This window comes from Ruegeria sp. CDSC054, assembly GCF_059610645.1.
Genome location: NZ_JBXWOA010000001.1, coordinates 552,613 through 568,900, shown reverse-complemented (window position 1 = coordinate 568,900; position 16,288 = coordinate 552,613). Strand labels below are relative to the sequence as shown.

Here is a 16,288-nt window from a genome sequence, read left to right as displayed (position 1 = left end):
ATCAGCGAGCGTTGCGCGTGATAATTCGACCTCTGCGCGTCGTTTTTTGCCCTTTGGGTGTCAGGCCTTGCGGGTCAACTCGGCCCGGATGTTCAAAGACACAGTATCGGCAACCAGATCGGGATAGCCAGAGGCGCCGAAGTTATGGCGGTTCAACGCGCCCGACAGTCGAATGGACAATGCGTTCAGGTCATCAGCCTCGGTTCCGGGTTCGCGGTACAGATTGGCTTGCAGGGTCACCGGGCGTGTGACCCCTCGCACCGTCAGGTCTCCGGTGATGGTTGCGCCTTCGGAAATGCGGCCTGTTGGGCCAAGCTGTATCCGGGTGGATTTGAACGTAATGCTCGGAAATTCCTGCGCGTTCAGAACGCTTTTGCTTAGCATCGGGCCGCGGGCAAAGGGCAAGCGGGTGCGCGCCGCGGCTACATTCAGCACGACGGTGACACGGCTGTTTTGTAACTGATCCGTGTCGACCCGAATATCTGCTGATTGGATCGGCATCGTGCCTGACTGCGCAACCCCCGAAAGCATGAAGGAAAATCCGACGGACGTTCCGGTTCGAGACAATTCATATTGGACCAACGCAGCATGAGTTGGCCGTGCCAACGGAAGGCTCGCCAGACCCGCAATCAGAAAGCGCCGCGTCAATGATCTCATGCCAAAACCTCTTGTCTGTGGGCGCGCGAGCGGCTGAGCAGAAACAGCAGAATTCCGATGTTCAGGCCGTTCCATAGAATGCCGTTTACGAAAGCCAGTTGGTAATTGCCGGTAACGTCATAAATCCAGCCGGACATCCATCCCCCCAGCGCCATGCCCATGATCGTCATCATCATGACAAACCCCACGCGCGCGCCGGCCTCTCGCGGGGGCATATATTCGCGCACAACAAGGGCATAGCCGGGAACGATGCCGCCTTGTGACAGGCCAAAAAGCAGGCTGATCAGGTAGAGTGAGACCATCCCGTCATAAGGCAAGAACAGGAACAGTGCGAGGCATTGCAGGACCGAGCCGATCAGAACCGTCAGAACGCCGCCAAGTTGATCAGCGACCATGCCTGATATTACTCGGCTGATCACACCTCCGAACAGCATTAAGGACAACATCTCGGCGCCGACTGTGGGTCCGTAACCCAGCCCGACGCAATAGGACACGATATGCACCTGAGGCATCGACATTGCGACACAGCACGAAATACCGGCCAGACCGAGGATGTATTGAAGTGCCCGGGGGGAAATGCCAACGCTGCGCGCCTTGATTTGTGCGGCCGACGCGGCGGTGCTGTGCGCCTCGGCCGGGACCTGTCGACGCAACAGTAGGGACAGGGGGATAACGACCAGCAACGTTATGACAGCCAGCGTCAGGTAGACCTGTTGCCAGCCATCGCGTGTGAGTATGCCGGACAGCAAGGTCGGCCAGATGGCCCCGGACAGATAGTTTCCGCTTGCCACCAGACCCACGGCGATCCCGCGGCGTTTCATGAACCAGTGCGAGATGTCAGCGATCAATGGTCCAAAGCCGATGGATGCCCCGAGGCCCAATAGAAGATGTGCGACGGACAACATCACAATATTGGGCGCCAGTGTCGCCAACAGATAGCTGGTGGCGCTGAGGATTGCGGCCCCGATCAGGGCCTTGGTCACGCCCAGCCGATCCACCAACTGCCCCATCCAAAAATTGCCAAGGGCGAATCCGATCATGGCCAATGTGTAAGGCATCGCGGCCTCGGCACGTCCGGCGTTGAATTGGGTTTCGATGGCGGGCATCACAACGATGACGGCCCACATTCCCACATTGGCCACGGTTGCGATGATCAAAGTGATCGCAAGTCGCAGCCAGGAGTATCGGCTATCGTGGATCGCGTGGCTCATCCTGAAACGCTAGGGCTCGGCCCTTGCTTTGGCCAGTCACAAACCCCGTGAGGGGGGCGTGATCACACGGGTGTGTCTTCTGTGGCGATCTGTTGCAGGTGCAAACCGGCTCGCGGTTTGGTCTGCGTGGCATGCCAGCTGACCGGGGGCAGGGCGCGGGCGCGGCGGCGGGTTAGGGTCCAGCGCCGGGCCTCTGCCTGATGGTTTGCGGCCATGTGCCAGCGCGTCTCTACCCCCTGTGCACCACCGTCACCAGGGGTCAGCAGCATCCCAAGCGGAGCCCGCCCCATCGCACCACCCTGTTCTGCGGCCAGATGCATGCGCCGCACTGGCGTCAGCCCCGGCGCGCCCGGCAGATCACCGACAACCAGAGGCATGGCCGCGCTGCGCAGCGCCTCTTCTACGCACCACAGCAGGTCTTCGGACCGGGTCGGGCGCACAAAGATGAACCGGGCGGGGTCGGCAAAGGCCATCATGCCATCGGGATTAAGCTGGCCGGGCTCCCATGCGGGCGCGATCCACAGCACCGGCCCCTGCATCTGCCCCGCCAGCCACATGGCAAAGCTGCGCCGGGCGGGGCCGCAAGCCTCGTGCACGCGGGCCAGTTGCAGTCTGATCTGCGGATGAAGATCTATCCCCGGCACCTCACGTGCGGGTTTGCGGCCAAGAAGATGTGTAGACATGCTGTCAGGTTAGCATGTTCTTGTTTTGTTCTCAATTGTGGAATTGCGACAACGGACGTCTTAACGCGACAAAAGCAGGCGGCCATTGGCGAACTGGATATTCGAGAACCGATGCAGGTAATCCATACCCAGCAAGGATTTGTCCAATTCCCCTTCGTTTACCCAGGCCGAGATATTCTGGTCCGTGATCGGCCCCAATGCCAGCGTGTCCAGGCGCACCGGCGCGGTACGCACAACGCCATTGGCCGTATTTGCCCGGCCGAAATAATTCAACTGATCGGGATCAATCCCAACACGTTCGGCATCCCGCGAGCTTAGAACAATCTGGCTTGCGCCAGTGTCCACCAGAAAGGTGATCGGTTCTCCGTTCACATCAATGGGCAGATAATAGTGTCCGTCGGAGGCGCGCGGAACCTCTATGGTCTGGCCGGTGACATTCATTTGCGGGGCAGGGCCAACAGTGGTGCGGATGTCTTCCCACAGGCCGACAACGGCAATGACACCGATAAAGATAAAGACCCACGCCAAAGCCTGTTGCAGCGTTTTGTTCAAAGACTGGCGGTTTTGCGCGACAAACCACGCCACAACGGCCGTACCAAGCACGGCCAGATATACCAAACGTCCAATGTTGTCGCCGTCCATAGCGCTCCTCACCATATTCACTGAAAGATATATGGGGTTTTACGACGCAAATCCAAAGGCCTTGAGGCCGTCCAGGATGAATTGAACCGACAACGCCGCCAGCAGCATCCCCAACAGCCGCGTCAATACGTTCAGGCCGGTTTTGCCCAGCAAGCGCGCAATCAGGCCGCCGGACAGGAAGAAGGTCAAAACCACGGCCATGACGGCCAGCATGACGATACAGGCCTCGACAATGCCAAGAATACCCGGGTGCTGTCCGGCCAGCAGGATAATCGTCGCAATTGATCCGGGACCGGCGACCAGCGGAATGGCCAGCGGGAACACGGACGGGTCGTGGTGTTCCTCTTCTTCCTCGACTCGGTCTTCACGGCGTTTGGTGCGTCGTTCGAACAGCATGTCCAATGCTGTAAGGAACAACAACGCGCCCCCGGCGACCTTGAAGGCCTCCATCGAGATACCGACAAAACCCAGCACCGCTTCGCCAAAGGCGGCAAAGGCAATGAGTATGCCAGAGGCCACAGCACAGGTGCGATAGGCGGTCCGGCGACGGGCGCGGGCGTCCATGTCCTGAGTTAAAGCCACAAAAATCGGCGCGGTGCCAAAGGGGTCAATCACCACGAACAGGGTGGTGAAGGCAGTGATGAAAAAGGCGAAGTCGATCATTTGCCGGCACCTTGTTGGAGGTCTAACAGAACGGCCACAGCTTTTTCCGCCAGATTGCTTGGAACATAGACGTGGTCATGGTGATACCCCGCGACCATGTTTGCCGGAATTCTACTTTGGGCAAGAGCATCGGACACAGCGGCAGTCAAGCCAACGCCTTCCAGTGAGGAATGAACCCGCAACGTTATGCACTTCATACTGATGGCGCCAGCGGGTGCTGCGTCGATTGGCACGATAAGGGACAGTCCTTCGGCCTCCATGCAACTGGCCCGCGTTCCTTCGGGCCAAGCTTTGTCATGCGGCCAAACAACAAAGGCGAATTCTGCGTCCTGAAGTTCAGGGCGCATGCCTGCGATCATGGCAGTCGTTTCGATTACGGGTTTCGTCATGTCGCTTCGGCCTTTTCAAGACGCTCTGCGGCGACAACCCAAAGGGCCTCGGCTTTTTGCATGGCTTCGACCACTTCGGCAAACTTCCGGTTCCACGTTGCAAGATCGTTTTTCCTGTCGTCCTCGTAAAGCGCAGGATCTGCCAGTTTGGCCGACAGTTTATCATGCATATCCGTTAGCTTCTCGATCCGGTCCTCGCATTTGCGAAGATCCGCCCGCAGGTTCAGCACTGCCTCGCGCGAGGGGCGCTTGGGCTTGATCACTTGCGGTTTCTCTTTGGCCGGTTTGTCGCGTCCCAGCAGCATGGTGCGATAGGTCTCGAGATCTCCCTCGAAAGGTTTGACCGTTCCGTTCGAAACCAGCCACAGATGGTCCGCGACCAGCGACAATAGGTGCATATCGTGGCTGACCAGAACCACCGCACCGGAATAGGCGGTCAACGCTTCGACCAGCGCCTCACGGCTTTCGATATCCAGGTGGTTGGTCGGCTCGTCCAGGATCAACATATGCGGCGCGTCGATGGTGGCGATCAGCAGAGACAGGCGTGCCTTCTGGCCGCCCGATAGACGACCAACCTTGGTTTCAGCCTGATCCGCGTTCAGCCCGAACCCCGCCAGACGCGACCGCCACTTGCCCGGCGCCTCGTTCGGGCGCAGGCGTCGCAGATGGTCCAGCGGCGATTCGTCCACATAAAGCTCATCCACCTGATGCTGCGCAAAATAACCAATCCGCAGCTTGTTGCTGCGGGTCATCTTGCCAGTCATTAAAGGCAGGCGGTCGGACAGCAGCTTGGACAGGGTCGACTTGCCCTGACCGTTCTTGCCCAGCAGCGCGATCCGGTCATCCTGGTCAATACGCAGGTTCAAGCGGCGCAGCACCTCGGTTTCACCATAGCCCGTCACGCCGCCTTCAATCTGAATGATCGGCGGGGACAGCTCTTCTGGCTCTGGGAAGGAGAATGCGCGCAGAGCGGCCTCTTGAGGGGTTGAAACCAGCTGAATGCGCTCGATCATTTTCAAGCGTGACTGGGCCTGAACTGCCTTGGATGCCTTGTAGCGGAAGCGATCCACGAAACTCTGCAGATGGGCGATCCGGGCCTTGGCTTTCACGTTCTCGGATTCCGCCTGTGCCAGTCGTTCAGCGCGGCGTTCGGCGAATTTGTCATAAGGAACCGCGTAATAGGTCAGCTTGCGGTCTTCCAAATGTAGGATCGACCCCACCGCGCGGTTCAGCAGCCCGCGGTCGTGGCTGATGATAATGACGGTATGCGGATATTTGGCCAAATAGCTCTCCAGCCACAGCGCACCTTCGAGGTCCAGATAGTTCGTAGGCTCGTCCAGCAGCAGCAGATCGGGCTGTGAAAACAGCACAGCCGCCAACGCCACGCGCATCCGCCAGCCGCCCGAGAAGTCGGAGCAGGGGCGCAACTGGTCGTCATCATCAAACCCAAGACCTTTGAGGATCGAGGCAGCGCGCGCCTCGGCAGACCAGGCGTCGATATCTACCAGTCGTGTCTGGATTTCGGCGATACGTGTGGGGTCGGTCGCGGTGTCGGCCTCGTCCATCAGCGCACTGCGCTCAGTATCGGCCGCCAGAACCGTGTTGATGAGCGACACATCCGAGGAGGGCACCTCTTGCGCCACTCCGCCAATCCGCGCGCGCTTGGGAATTGTGATATTGCCGGATTCCAGCGCCAATTCGCCCCGGATCAGCCGGAACAGGGTTGTCTTCCCCGTGCCGTTCCTCCCCACAAGGCCTACCTTGTGCCCATCGGGAATGGTTGCGCTGGCCCCATCGAACAGAGGGCGGCCTTCAACCGCGTAGGTTATGTCTTGAATCCGTAGCATGACGCGCTCTTAGCAGAGCCTTGGTGCCGCCGCCAGCAGCTTGATATGTTCAATATCCAGGCAATGTGTTAGCGCTGATCCGGTTGGCATTACTCGACGGTTTTCATCATGCGCGCGGCTCAGACGCCTCCTTCTTTGGTCACTTTGATCTTCGCTACGGCGTTGTCGGTGCTGTCGTTGAACATGTTCCTGCCGTCGCTTGCGAGGATGGCCGAGGGCTTTCAGGTCGACTACGGACTGATTAACTTGTCAGTCGCCGGGTATCTGGCGGTGTCCGCCGTGTTGCAATTGATCATGGGGCCGTTGTCCGACCGATATGGTCGCAGACCGATCCTGTTGATTTGTATGGTATTTTTCACAGTGGCCTCCGTTGGCTGCGTATTGGCCGAGTCGATCTGGATATTCCTCGGTTTCCGTCTGCTTCAAGCAGCGGTGGTGGCCGGACCCGTGCTGTCCAGCGCCTCGATCAGGGATCTCTATGCCCCGAACGAGGCCGCCAGCAAACTGGGCTATGTTGCGATGGCAATGGCTTTGGCACCGATGCTAGGCCCAATGCTGGGCGGCGCACTGGATATGCTGTTCGGTTGGCGAGCCGGGTTCATTTTGTACTCGGTCCTGGGGGCGGGGATGCTGGTGCTCTTGTGGGCGGACATGGGTGAGACAAATGCGAACCGATCCGCAACATTCTCGGCTCAGCTAAAGGAATACCCGCACCTGTTTCGCGCGCGTAGGTTCTGGGGTTACGCGCTGTGTGCCGCGTTCTCGATCGGCGGGTTCTTCAGCTTTATCACCGGTGCGCCATTGGTCGCCGCGGTCTGGTTCGACCTGAGCCCTGCCATGCTGGGTCTGGGGATCGGAATTATTACCGGCGGCTTCATGGTGGGCAATTTCATTACCGGGCGCATAGCAGCACACACGAAGCTGACGACGATGATCCTGATCGGTCGGGTCGTTGCCTCGATTGGCCCTTTCTGCGGGTTGCTGCTGTTCACAGCAGGTCTGGGCTCGGTCTGGGTGTTTTTCGGCTCGGCAATTTGCGTGGGCTTCGGTAACGGGCTGACGAATGCCAACGCCTCGGCCGGCGTAATGTCCGTGCGACCCAATCTGGCGGGCAGCGCCGCGGGGCTTTCTGGTGCGCTGATCGTGGCGTTGGGAGCCATTCTGACCTTGATGACCGGCGCATTTGTTAGCCCCGAAAATGGGCCCTATCTGGTGTTGGGCATGATGTTCGCCAGCAGCTTTGTCGGATTGCTTGCGGTGCTTTACGTTCGCCGGATCGACGCGTCAGAGCCCTTGCCGGACACAATCTGATCGCCAAGACCCATTGGCGCAATCATTCCACTTTTCATGAGGCACATACCGTGTTAGGCGGCGCGCGATGGATTTCGGCGCGTACCTCGCGCCATATAGTAAGGAGAGGCCGATATGGCACTGGAACGCACATTCTCGATCATCAAACCTGATGCAACCCGTCGCAACCTGACTGGCAAGATCAACGCCAAGTTCGAAGACGCTGGCCTGCGCATCGTTGCGCAAAAGCGCATTCACATGACCAAAGCTCAGGCTGGCAAGTTCTACGACGTGCATGCCGAGCGTCCGTTCTATGACGAACTGTGCGAATTCATGTCCTCCGAGCCGGTTGTCGTTCAGGTTCTGGAAGGCGAAGGCGCCATTGCAAAGAACCGCGAAGTCATGGGCGCAACCAACCCCGCAGACGCAGCACCCGGCACCATCCGCGCCGAGTTCGCTGAATCGGTTGGCGAAAACTCGGTCCACGGTTCGGACGCGCCTGAAACTGCTGCCGTTGAAATCGCGTACTTCTTCTCGGGCATCGAACTGGTCGGCTAATCCGCCGTCAGACGAAGTTCAGGGCCGTATCCCATTGGGGGTGCGGCCTTTTTCGTTTCAGACCTGTTTAAGATCTTTCGGCGCAACGCGTATACCTATCGCATCCAGATCAGAAATCATCTGGGTTTCCGGGGCGGTGCTGACGCTGGTTTTTATCGCGTCGAACTTTTCGCGCAGCGCCTTCTTTTCCTCGCCCTTGCAGTCGTTCCAGGCGCGCCCCTGTAATCCCATCACCAGCACGTAGTATCCAATGAAATGCGGCCGGGTTCCCGCCTGTAATAGCCGTGCGTAGGCCTCATCCGCCCCCAAATCGCGCAATTCCTGCGCAGAATGAATGCCTGCGCGTGCGCAGGATTGCTCAAAAGCCGGGCCGAGATTGCGGATCGATGAAACAGGATCAGACATACCCCCGTCTTAGCCAAATGTCCGGACAGAGTCATTCGGTTGTTCGAGCAGAATCAGATGTTCTGGTCATTGCTGTTGATCAACGGAGTTAGTCGTTGATCGGATCGCAGGAATATGAATTCATGATCACGTACTGGATCCTCGGTGAAAGGGACGCTCTTAATGGCTCGGGTCAAAAACTGTTTTGTTATCCCGGGAGCATTCGATGAGGCGGGTTTTACCAAATCTTTAAAAGAACTGGCATTGCGGTTTGAGGCCGCTGAACCTGCTGGAAATTTTGATATTCTGGATTGTCATGACCAATCCCTCAGGGCATCTGCCAAAGTTTTGATCGAGACCGATGAGTCTTTGATCCTTTTGCACGGTGCCCGAGCCGTAACCCAGTGGTGCAAGGGTAAGGGCAAGTTCGTGCAGGAATTGCCTGTCGGACCCGTCAAGGCAGGTCTAGCGGGCTTTCCCAAGTTGCGCGCGTTGATGAGCGTCGGGGCGGGCAGGGCCAAACACCGCTCGTTTGCCATTCTGGGTGACCTGCAAAAGACGCAAGTGCGCGGCACGATGATGTTGATGTCCTCGGATCAGGGGCAGGTAACAGTTGTAACCGTTCAACACATGCGCGGATATGACCGGGCGTATAGGACTGTTTGTGAAAAGCTGACTAAGTTGGAGGCTGGCAAAAGCAAGGCGAAGCCATTGTTCGACTGGTTGTTTCCCGACGCGACCATATACAGGGCCAAGCCCGAAATCCGCGTTAGTAAACAAGAACCATCAATTGAAGTCGCCACCAACATCATTCGCACCTATCTGGCGGTCGCGCGCCAAAATGAGGCTGGCGTGATCGATGATATCGATACTGAATTTCTGCATGACTACCGCGTTTCTCTGCGCCGCGTGCGATCTGTGATCAGCCTGTTCAAGGGTGTGTTTTCGCCCGAACAAACCGCTGCACTAAAGCGCGAGTTTTCCGGTTTGATGGAACCCACTAGTCGCGTTCGGGATTTGGATGTCTATCTGTTGGAAAAAGACAGTTACTTCAATCTTATACCGCCGAACCTTCATGAAGGTGCCGTGACCATGTTTGCGCAATTCGAAAAGGAACGCAGCCAGGCACTTGGCCGTCTGTCCCGGCGCTTTCGGACGCAGAGCTATGACAATCAGATGAAAAAGTTGACCGAGCTATTTGCTGATCCGACAAACCTGCAGCCTGGCCCAAATGCAGATCGGCCTGCCTATGAATATGCGCGCGCGCTGATCTGGAAGCGATATCGCAAAACCTGCAAACTGGCGCGACGTATCACCTCGGACACGCCTGATGAAGATGTTCATAAGTTGCGGATCGACTGCAAAAAACTGCGTTATCTTATGGAGTTCTTTGCCCCTTTGTTCGTTGAAAAGGCATTTAAAACGATCATCAAGCCATTGAAAAGGCTGCAGGATAATTTGGGTCTATTCAATGATTTCTCGGTCCAACAAGAGGCGCTTCTGAGCTTTGTTAAACAGCACACCAATATGCAAGGCCGCGCTGATGCGCAGTTGGCCTTGTCCGTGGGCGGGCTGATTTCTGTTCTGGATCAACTCCAAAAGGCAGAACGCGACCGAGTCATTGCAAATTTCAAGCACTTCGACAGCCCGGACATCCGGCACCTGTTCCGCAGTTTGTTTCATCAAAAGGAGGGCTGAAGAGTGAAGATCATTGCCTGTTACAGCAACAAGGGCGGTGTGGGTAAAACCGCCACCTCGGTCAATCTGGCGCATGCCTACGCAGCAGCAGGGCACAAGGTTTTGCTATGCGACCTGGATCCGCAAGGGGCGTCTGGGTTTTATCTGCGCGTCAAGCCGTCCAAAAAGCTGACAGATGCACGGTTTTTTGACGATGTCGCGCGCTTTACCAAGTCCATTCGAGCCAGCGATTTCGAAGGGCTGGACGTGCTGCCAGCAAACATGACCTTCCGGGATTTTGACGTCTTCCTGTCGCGGATGCGGAACAAACGATCCAGGCTGAAAAAAGCGCTGATCTCGGCGGGCAGCGATTATGAGGTGATCATTCTGGATTGCCCGCCCAACTTTTCGACCCTTTCGGAAAACATCTTCAAAGCCGCAGATCTGATCGTGATTCCGGTCATCCCGACGACGCTGTCTGAGCGGTCTTTCGATCAGTTGGTCGGTTTTTTCGATACCAACAAGTTGTCGAAGAAAAAGCTGACAGCATTCTTTTCCATGGTGCAACAGCGCAAGACCCTGCACCTTGAGACGATGGATGCGATGCGAAAGCTTTATCGAAAGCGGTTCCTGCACAGCTCAATCCCGTTTGCGGCGGATATCGAACGGATGGGGCAGAACCGTGCGCCGGTCAGTGAATTCGCCCCGCGCAGCGCCGCCAGCCTGGCATATCAAAAGCTGTACGATGAGATGGAAAACGGAGTGGTGTCAAAGCGATGAGCACCGAAATTGAACGCAAGTTTCTGGTGGCGGATCGGCCCGACCTGAGCGGCGCTGATAAGGCCGTCGTCCGCCAAGGTTATCTGACTGCACTGGACGATTCCACGGAATTGCGTCTGCGGCAAAAGAATGACAGGTATTTTTTGACGCTCAAAGGAGCGGGCTCCTTGGTGCGGGTGGAACGCGAGGCCGAGATCACGGCCGAGCAATTCGAAACCTTCTGGCCGGAAACCGAAGGACGTCGGGTTGAGAAAGAACGCTATACCGGAAAAATGCTAGACGGTCGGGTGTTTGAGCTGGACATCTTTCTGGGAAGCCTCGCGCCGCTGCGGCTGGTCGAGGTGGAGTTCGATACAGAGGCCGAGGCGCAGGCATACACGCCGCCCGACTGGTTCGGAACAGATGTGACGGCAGATAAACGTTACAAAAACAAGATGATGGCGATCAATGGTGTGCCAATCTAGGGCTTACGCGCCAGTTTGATTGTTGCCTCAAGGCCAGGTTCGCATTTGCGCGCCTCGAATGCGCCCTGATGCATGTGAGAAATCGCCGCCACCAGCGCCAGACCCAGGCCTGAGTTGCGCTCGGTCCTTGCGGGATCGAGCGTCACAAACGGCACCTGCAAACGTGGCAAATCCTCTTCAGGGACACCAGGGCCCCGGTCACGCACGCTCAGGCAGGTGTAGGGACCGCTTTCTGACAGGGTGATCGTGATTGCCGTCTTTTCCGGGGCATAACGCATGGCATTTTCCAGAAGATTTGACAGCGCTTGAGACAGAAGCGGGCGGTGCCCCTGAACAGTGTGGGCGGTGCCGACGACCTCAAGCGAGATGCCCTGATCGGCGGCAACTGGTTCGTACAACTCGACGACGTCACCGATCAGTTGCTGCAAGTCCACGGGTTCGAACTGTTCCCGCCCGACACCGGCCTCGGCGCGAGAAATTTCGGTCAACTGCCCAAGAACGCGCAGCACGTGGTCGATTTCCGCTGTCGCGCGTGCCACGTCGACGTCGCGGTCCAGATCGCTTTTGGATGGGTCAGACAGTGACTCGACCCTTTGACGCAGGCGGGACAGCGGGGATCGCAGGTCATGGGCGATTGAATTCGAGGTTGTGCGCAGATTGCTGATCAGTTCCTCAATCCGGTCCAACATGCTGTTCAGGGTTCCGGCCACTTGATCCAGCTCGTCCCCGGTTCCGCGCAAAGGCATGCGGCGGGACAGATCACCTGACACGATGTTTTCCGCTGTTCCAGCAAACTCGGACAGGCGAGTGAACACCAGCCGCGTGAAAAGCCAGCCGGTCAAAAGGCTTAGCGCCAGTGCAATTGCAAGCGCCAAGCCAACCGCGCGCAACAGCGCCCTGTCAAATTGCTGCCGTGCAAGGGCATCACGACCTACTAGCAGGCGTTCGCCGCCCGGCAAGCGGACCGAGGCGGCCGAGATCGGGACCAACTGGTCGTTATCGGCGCGGCGTAGTTCTAGGTCGACCCAGCCACTGCCTGCCGTGACGTCCGCAGGCCAGTGCTTGAGGTTGCCAGCCAGCTTTACACCGAACCGGTCAGTCAAAAGATACAAAGCATCCCGTTCGGACGCGGTTGGAATCCTGCGTTCAATGGCTTGCAACAGCCCGAATAGGCCGCGCCGTTCATATTCATCGGCCAGACCGGTTAATTCGGCGGATACCACTGAACGGGTCTCGCCCTCGATACTGCGATTGGCGGTGAAGTATACAAGCCCCAGCACGATGGCCGTCAGCAATGTGCTAAGAACCATGCTGGCTAGAACGAGGCGGGTGCGAGAATTATTGAACGAAAGTCGCAGGTTATCCATCGGATATCATGTAACCCGCACCTCGAACCGTTTCAATCAACGGCGGCCTGTCGCCTTCATCCAACTGGCGGCGCAGTTTTGAGATATGGACGTCGACCACGTTGGTATTTGGGTCAAAATGGTAATCCCAGACACCTTCCAGCAGCATGGTGCGCGATACGACGCGGTTCTTGCGGCGCAGGAAGAATTCAAGGATCTGGAACTCACGCGGGGTCAGGGAAATCTCTTGTCCATCGCGGGTGACTTTGCGTGTCAGTAAGTCCATTTCCAGGTCGCGGCAGGTCAGCGTCGCGGTTTCCTCAGATTCCTGCGGGCGCCGCAATAGGGCTTCGATCCGCGCGTGGAGTTCCTGAAACGAAAATGGTTTGACCAGATAATCATCCGCACCCGACCGCAACCCCTTAACCCTTTCGTCAACCGCGCTCATTGCGGTCAGCATCAGGGTAGGGGTCTTGACTCCAGCCGCCCTTAAGGATCGGATCAGCGAAAGGCCATCAAGACCGGGAAGCATCCGGTCCAGCACGATGGCGTCAAACCCACCATCCGTGGCGTGGTACAGACCCTCGCGGCCATCTGCGGCCTGCTCGACCACATAGCCTTCTTCGCCAAAGCCCTTGGCGATGAACTCACGAGTGTCCTCGTCATCTTCGACGATCAGCAGGCGGCGGCTCATGTTTCGGGTTCCTTTCTATCGGGATTTAAACACAAATTTCCTGAAAAGCACATGATTTGCGTAAACTACGTGCCGGGTGCGTTGCAGCGCACCCGGCAGTCCCGGCGGAATGCGGACAATTCAATCCGCCGAGGAGGCGCACGCCAGAAATCCCCATCAAATGGCGCACGCGGACTTCGGGTCAGGCGATTTCCACCGCCACGAAGATCTGGTTTCCGCCCCGGTTGATCAGCACCAGTGCAGGGTCAGTCTTTTCGCTGTCCAGCGCAGCCTTCAGCGCGTCGGGTGAGGCGGTTTCCTGACCGCCCAGTTTTACGATCACGTCGCCGCGTTGCAGACCGGCCTTGGCGGCAGGGCTGTCGGGCTTCAGATCAGTGACGACCACACCATCGACATTCTCAGCTACGCCCATTTGTGCGCGGTTGCTGTCGGTCAGCGGTGCGACGGTCACGCCCAACGCGGTGCCCGAGATACCTTCGTCCACCGATTTGTCGATCTCGGCCGAGGCGCTTTGATGCTGTCCGATTGTCAACTCGATCTGTTGCTCTTTTCCATCACGCAGAACGGTCATGACACTGTCGGTACCGACTTTGGTCGTGCCGACAAGGATCGGCAGGTCGCTGCTGGAATCGACGGCTTCATCGTTGAAGGTCAGGATAACGTCACCTTGCTCCAACACGCCCTCTGCGGGGCTGCCCGCGACGACATCTGACACAAGTGCGCCGGTCGAGGCATCGATCCCCATGGCCGCCGCGATCTCTGGGCTGACATTCTGGATTGAAACACCAAGCCAGCCGCGGCTGACCTGACCATCGTCACGCAGATCGGCGGCGATATGTTCAACGATGTTCGAGGTCACGGCAAAGCCCAGACCAACGGAACCGCCGGTGGGCGAGTAGATGGCCGAGTTCACGCCGATCACTTCGCCTTCCATGTTGAACAGTGGACCGCCCGAGTTGCCCTTGTTGATGGCCGCATCGGTCTGAATGAATTCAGCGTAGGGCCCGGCCGAGATATTGCGGCCTTTGGCCGAAACGATGCCCGTGGTCACGGTCGAATGCAGGCCAAACGGGTTGCCGATGGCCACGACGTCCTCACCCACGCGGATAACGTCGCTGTCCCCGATCTCAACGGCTTGCAGCGACTCGCTGGCGTTGATCTTCAGAACGGCGATGTCAGTCAGCGGGTCGGTGCCCACGATTTCGGCTTCGAAACTACGGTCGTCGCTCAGACGGACGGTCACGGTCGAGGCATTGTCGACAACGTGGTGGTTGGTGATGATGTACCCGGCTTCGTCGAGTACAAACCCCGATCCCAAGCCTTGCGATAGTCCACGCTGCGGTGCCTGAAAGCCCTCAGGCGCTCCGAAGCGTTTGAAGAACTCTCCAAAGGGGTGGTCTTCCAAATCAAAATTCTGTCCCTGTCCCGGTGCTTGCACGGGCACAATGTCCTGTTCGGCAATGATGGTCACCACCGAGGGGGACACGCTTTCAACCAGATCAGCCAGGGCTTCGTCTGCCAGCGAGGGCAGGGCGGTCGTGGCCAGCAGCGCGGCGCCAAGCGCGGATGCGCCAACGAGGCCTGTTGCACGTGGCAAAAGCAGTGAGGATTTACGGATGCTCATTTTTGTCTCCTGTTTATTTCACGCGATTGCAGCCGCGCGTTAACCGAGGAGATGAGGCATCAACCTGTGAGTTTCCTGTGTTGAGGATTAAGAAATCTTAATTTCGCCACAAACAGGTCGTCGTATGCGGACGGTTTGCCGAGATAATGGCGAATCGCTTGTCACGAATCAGCGATTGTTGCCAATTTGAAAGTCAAACCCTGATTTAACCTGAATTGATTCAGTTTTGGTAACAAAGGATCACTGGAAAGCCTTGGCGAAAATCCGCTCACCTCTTGGTTGTGGTGCGTTGCTGCAACCTGAGCAAATTAAGTACATATGCACCCAATAACTTTTATATATTACTAATAAAGAATATGCATAACGTCAGGTTTGGACCAAAATGGTCAGTTCATTGATCTTCTATAGGTAGATTTCGCCTCGGCGGGATGTTGCGCAAAAACCATTCCGAGACGCCAAAAATTAACCGTTCTTTCCAATTTTACATTGTTTGGAAGCACCGTTTGGGTGACGATGATCTTGCCCAAGCGAAGGGGGAGCCGACGGCACTAGGGGGTGCCAACGGCTTGTCACAGTCACTGGAAACGCTGAGCGGCATGTTAACGAGGGGGTCTTGTTTAGGTTCAGCGGCGGAATAGCCAGGGTGCCATAGGCATTTTTGGCAGCGTTTTCAGGATTGGTGAAAAGTGGTAGTCCTGTTTTGGGCAAACGGCCTGGTCGGTATCGACCAGGCCGTTTCTATTTTGGCAGGCTGGCTATGTGGCCCGCCTGGCCCGCCAGCGCGCCCAATCCTCGGGCGTGTCTAAATCCAACAGGGCGTTTTGGCCGGGCAATGGTTGAAGATGCACTGCATTCTTATGCGCCTGCACAACGGACTGCGCGCCCTCATCGCCTGTAAGTTGCCTGAGCTCTCTGAACAGCGGACGAGCAAACACAACCGGATGGCCGGGCTTTCCTGTGGCTGTCGCCCCACGCCAGATCAAGCAATTTGGATATTCTTGGATAGACTCTGCGACCTGCTTCAGGTCACCAACTGTGATTTCCGGCAAATCTGCCAGTAAAACCATGACAGCCCTGGCATCGGCGGGCACATGCGCAAGAGCACCGCGCAAACTGGCGTTCATGCCCTCATCAGCGTCGGGTATTTCAACTGCAACAACATCCATACCTTTCAAGGCGTCCTGGCGAGGATGCGGGGCAGGCGGTAACGCAACGATCACCGGGCCTACCTGCAACGCTGTTTGTGCGGATCGCCGTAGCAGGGGCATGCCATCGACGTTTTGCATCAGCTTGTCCGTGCCAGCCATGCGGCGGGATTGTCCGGCGGCCAGAAGAATGATGGGAATATCTCTCATGCAATCACATAGCCGCCATGGCCA

The 16,288-nt window shown here is 57.4% G+C and carries 17 protein-coding genes; 5 read left to right on the top strand and 12 right to left on the bottom strand.

What is annotated here, in order from left to right; all coding sequences use genetic code 11:
• Nucleotides 1–60 precede the first annotated feature (60 nt).
• The 7 genes from AC2FGC_RS02820 to AC2FGC_RS02790 form a co-directional block, all read right to left on the bottom strand.
• Nucleotides 61–657: a YceI family protein gene (locus AC2FGC_RS02820; RefSeq protein WP_496781390.1), complete on the bottom strand. Its 597-nt coding sequence runs from the start codon at nucleotides 655–657 to the stop codon at nucleotides 61–63.
• Nucleotides 654–1,868 (bottom strand): MFS transporter, encoded by a 1,215-nt coding sequence (locus AC2FGC_RS02815; RefSeq protein ID WP_496781389.1) that lies wholly within the window; start codon nucleotides 1,866–1,868, stop codon nucleotides 654–656. The genes AC2FGC_RS02820 and AC2FGC_RS02815 overlap by 4 nt, the downstream gene beginning before the upstream one ends.
• 62 nt (nucleotides 1,869–1,930) lie before the next feature.
• Nucleotides 1,931–2,551: an ImuA family protein gene (locus AC2FGC_RS02810; RefSeq protein WP_496720082.1), complete on the bottom strand. Its 621-nt coding sequence runs from the start codon at nucleotides 2,549–2,551 to the stop codon at nucleotides 1,931–1,933.
• A 60-nt stretch (nucleotides 2,552–2,611) separates the two neighbouring features.
• Nucleotides 2,612–3,193, bottom strand: a complete 582-nt coding sequence (locus AC2FGC_RS02805; RefSeq protein ID WP_496722418.1) for a retropepsin-like aspartic protease family protein — start codon at nucleotides 3,191–3,193, stop codon at nucleotides 2,612–2,614.
• Nucleotides 3,194–3,232: 39 nt separating this feature from the next.
• Nucleotides 3,233–3,856 (bottom strand): MarC family protein, encoded by a 624-nt coding sequence (locus AC2FGC_RS02800; protein WP_496722419.1) that lies wholly within the window; start codon nucleotides 3,854–3,856, stop codon nucleotides 3,233–3,235.
• Nucleotides 3,853–4,245 carry an ACT domain-containing protein gene (locus AC2FGC_RS02795; protein WP_496781388.1) on the bottom strand — a complete coding sequence of 131 codons (393 nt, stop codon included), beginning with the start codon at nucleotides 4,243–4,245 and terminating at the stop codon, nucleotides 3,853–3,855. The genes AC2FGC_RS02800 and AC2FGC_RS02795 overlap by 4 nt, the downstream gene beginning before the upstream one ends.
• Nucleotides 4,242–6,092, bottom strand: a complete 1,851-nt coding sequence (locus tag AC2FGC_RS02790) for an ABC-F family ATP-binding cassette domain-containing protein (protein WP_496781387.1) — start codon at nucleotides 6,090–6,092, stop codon at nucleotides 4,242–4,244. Before AC2FGC_RS02790 ends, AC2FGC_RS02795 begins: the two co-directional genes overlap by 4 nt.
• A gap of 108 nt (nucleotides 6,093–6,200) precedes the next feature.
• Between AC2FGC_RS02790 and AC2FGC_RS02785 the strand changes: the two genes are divergently transcribed.
• Both AC2FGC_RS02785 and ndk read left to right on the top strand, forming a co-directional pair.
• Nucleotides 6,201–7,403 (top strand): multidrug effflux MFS transporter, encoded by a 1,203-nt coding sequence (locus tag AC2FGC_RS02785; protein WP_496722424.1) that lies wholly within the window; start codon nucleotides 6,201–6,203, stop codon nucleotides 7,401–7,403.
• Nucleotides 7,404–7,517: 114 nt separating this feature from the next.
• Nucleotides 7,518–7,940, top strand: coding sequence for a nucleoside-diphosphate kinase (ndk, locus tag AC2FGC_RS02780; protein WP_496722426.1), 423 nt, complete (start codon nucleotides 7,518–7,520; stop codon nucleotides 7,938–7,940).
• Between the two features lie 57 nt (nucleotides 7,941–7,997).
• On the opposite strand, the gene AC2FGC_RS02775 is transcribed toward ndk, so the two are convergent.
• Complete coding sequence (locus AC2FGC_RS02775; protein ID WP_496722428.1) at nucleotides 7,998–8,345, bottom strand: TfoX/Sxy family protein; 348 nt, start codon at nucleotides 8,343–8,345, stop codon at nucleotides 7,998–8,000.
• 162 nt (nucleotides 8,346–8,507) lie between these two features.
• Between AC2FGC_RS02775 and AC2FGC_RS02770 the strand changes: the two genes are divergently transcribed.
• The 3 genes from AC2FGC_RS02770 to AC2FGC_RS02760 are packed head-to-tail and all read left to right on the top strand — an operon-like array spanning nucleotide 8,508 to nucleotide 11,245.
• A complete protein-coding gene (locus AC2FGC_RS02770) occupies nucleotides 8,508–10,022 on the top strand; it encodes a CHAD domain-containing protein (RefSeq protein ID WP_496722430.1) in 1,515 nt (504 codons plus the stop codon).
• A 3-nt stretch (nucleotides 10,023–10,025) separates the two neighbouring features.
• Nucleotides 10,026–10,781 (top strand): ParA family protein, encoded by a 756-nt coding sequence (locus tag AC2FGC_RS02765; protein ID WP_496722432.1) that lies wholly within the window; start codon nucleotides 10,026–10,028, stop codon nucleotides 10,779–10,781.
• Entirely contained in the window at nucleotides 10,778–11,245 is a 468-nt protein-coding gene (locus AC2FGC_RS02760) for a CYTH domain-containing protein (RefSeq protein WP_496781386.1), read from the top strand. The genes AC2FGC_RS02765 and AC2FGC_RS02760 overlap by 4 nt, the downstream gene beginning before the upstream one ends.
• Here the strand turns inward: AC2FGC_RS02760 and AC2FGC_RS02755 are convergent.
• The 4 genes from AC2FGC_RS02755 to AC2FGC_RS02740 form a co-directional block, all read right to left on the bottom strand.
• A complete protein-coding gene (locus AC2FGC_RS02755; protein ID WP_496781385.1) occupies nucleotides 11,242–12,612 on the bottom strand; it encodes a sensor histidine kinase in 1,371 nt (456 codons plus the stop codon). The two genes, AC2FGC_RS02760 and AC2FGC_RS02755, sit on opposite strands and share 4 nt — an antisense overlap.
• On the bottom strand, nucleotides 12,605–13,285 hold the full coding sequence (locus tag AC2FGC_RS02750) for a response regulator transcription factor (RefSeq protein WP_058273791.1): 681 nt from the start codon (nucleotides 13,283–13,285) through the stop codon (nucleotides 12,605–12,607). Before AC2FGC_RS02750 ends, AC2FGC_RS02755 begins: the two co-directional genes overlap by 8 nt.
• A gap of 181 nt (nucleotides 13,286–13,466) precedes the next feature.
• Nucleotides 13,467–14,909 (bottom strand): Do family serine endopeptidase, encoded by a 1,443-nt coding sequence (locus AC2FGC_RS02745; RefSeq protein WP_496722440.1) that lies wholly within the window; start codon nucleotides 14,907–14,909, stop codon nucleotides 13,467–13,469.
• Nucleotides 14,910–15,664: 755 nt separating this feature from the next.
• Nucleotides 15,665–16,264, bottom strand: coding sequence for a nucleotidyltransferase family protein (locus AC2FGC_RS02740; RefSeq protein WP_496722443.1), 600 nt, complete (start codon nucleotides 16,262–16,264; stop codon nucleotides 15,665–15,667).
• Nucleotides 16,265–16,288: the final 24 nt, after the last annotated feature.

Bases quoted from the DNA above. Each gene is read 5' to 3' on its own strand.
- AC2FGC_RS02820 (WP_496781390.1), bottom strand. From the start codon at position 657: ATGAGATCATTGACGCGGCGCTTTCTGATTGCGGGTCTGGCGAGCCTT.
- AC2FGC_RS02815 (WP_496781389.1), bottom strand. From the start codon at position 1,868: ATGAGCCACGCGATCCACGATAGCCGATACTCCTGGCTGCGACTTGCG.
- AC2FGC_RS02810 (WP_496720082.1), bottom strand. From the start codon at position 2,551: ATGTCTACACATCTTCTTGGCCGCAAACCCGCACGTGAGGTGCCGGGG.
- AC2FGC_RS02805 (WP_496722418.1), bottom strand. From the start codon at position 3,193: ATGGACGGCGACAACATTGGACGTTTGGTATATCTGGCCGTGCTTGGT.
- AC2FGC_RS02800 (WP_496722419.1), bottom strand. From the start codon at position 3,856: ATGATCGACTTCGCCTTTTTCATCACTGCCTTCACCACCCTGTTCGTG.
- AC2FGC_RS02795 (WP_496781388.1), bottom strand. From the start codon at position 4,245: ATGACGAAACCCGTAATCGAAACGACTGCCATGATCGCAGGCATGCGC.
- AC2FGC_RS02790 (WP_496781387.1), bottom strand. From the start codon at position 6,092: ATGCTACGGATTCAAGACATAACCTACGCGGTTGAAGGCCGCCCTCTG.
- AC2FGC_RS02785 (WP_496722424.1), top strand. From the start codon at position 6,201: ATGCGCGCGGCTCAGACGCCTCCTTCTTTGGTCACTTTGATCTTCGCT.
- ndk (WP_496722426.1), top strand. From the start codon at position 7,518: ATGGCACTGGAACGCACATTCTCGATCATCAAACCTGATGCAACCCGT.
- AC2FGC_RS02775 (WP_496722428.1), bottom strand. From the start codon at position 8,345: ATGTCTGATCCTGTTTCATCGATCCGCAATCTCGGCCCGGCTTTTGAG.
- AC2FGC_RS02770 (WP_496722430.1), top strand. From the start codon at position 8,508: ATGGCTCGGGTCAAAAACTGTTTTGTTATCCCGGGAGCATTCGATGAG.
- AC2FGC_RS02760 (WP_496781386.1), top strand. From the start codon at position 10,778: ATGAGCACCGAAATTGAACGCAAGTTTCTGGTGGCGGATCGGCCCGAC.
- AC2FGC_RS02755 (WP_496781385.1), bottom strand. From the start codon at position 12,612: ATGGATAACCTGCGACTTTCGTTCAATAATTCTCGCACCCGCCTCGTT.
- AC2FGC_RS02750 (WP_058273791.1), bottom strand. From the start codon at position 13,285: ATGAGCCGCCGCCTGCTGATCGTCGAAGATGACGAGGACACTCGTGAG.
- AC2FGC_RS02745 (WP_496722440.1), bottom strand. From the start codon at position 14,909: ATGAGCATCCGTAAATCCTCACTGCTTTTGCCACGTGCAACAGGCCTC.
- AC2FGC_RS02740 (WP_496722443.1), bottom strand. From the start codon at position 16,264: ATGAGAGATATTCCCATCATTCTTCTGGCCGCCGGACAATCCCGCCGC.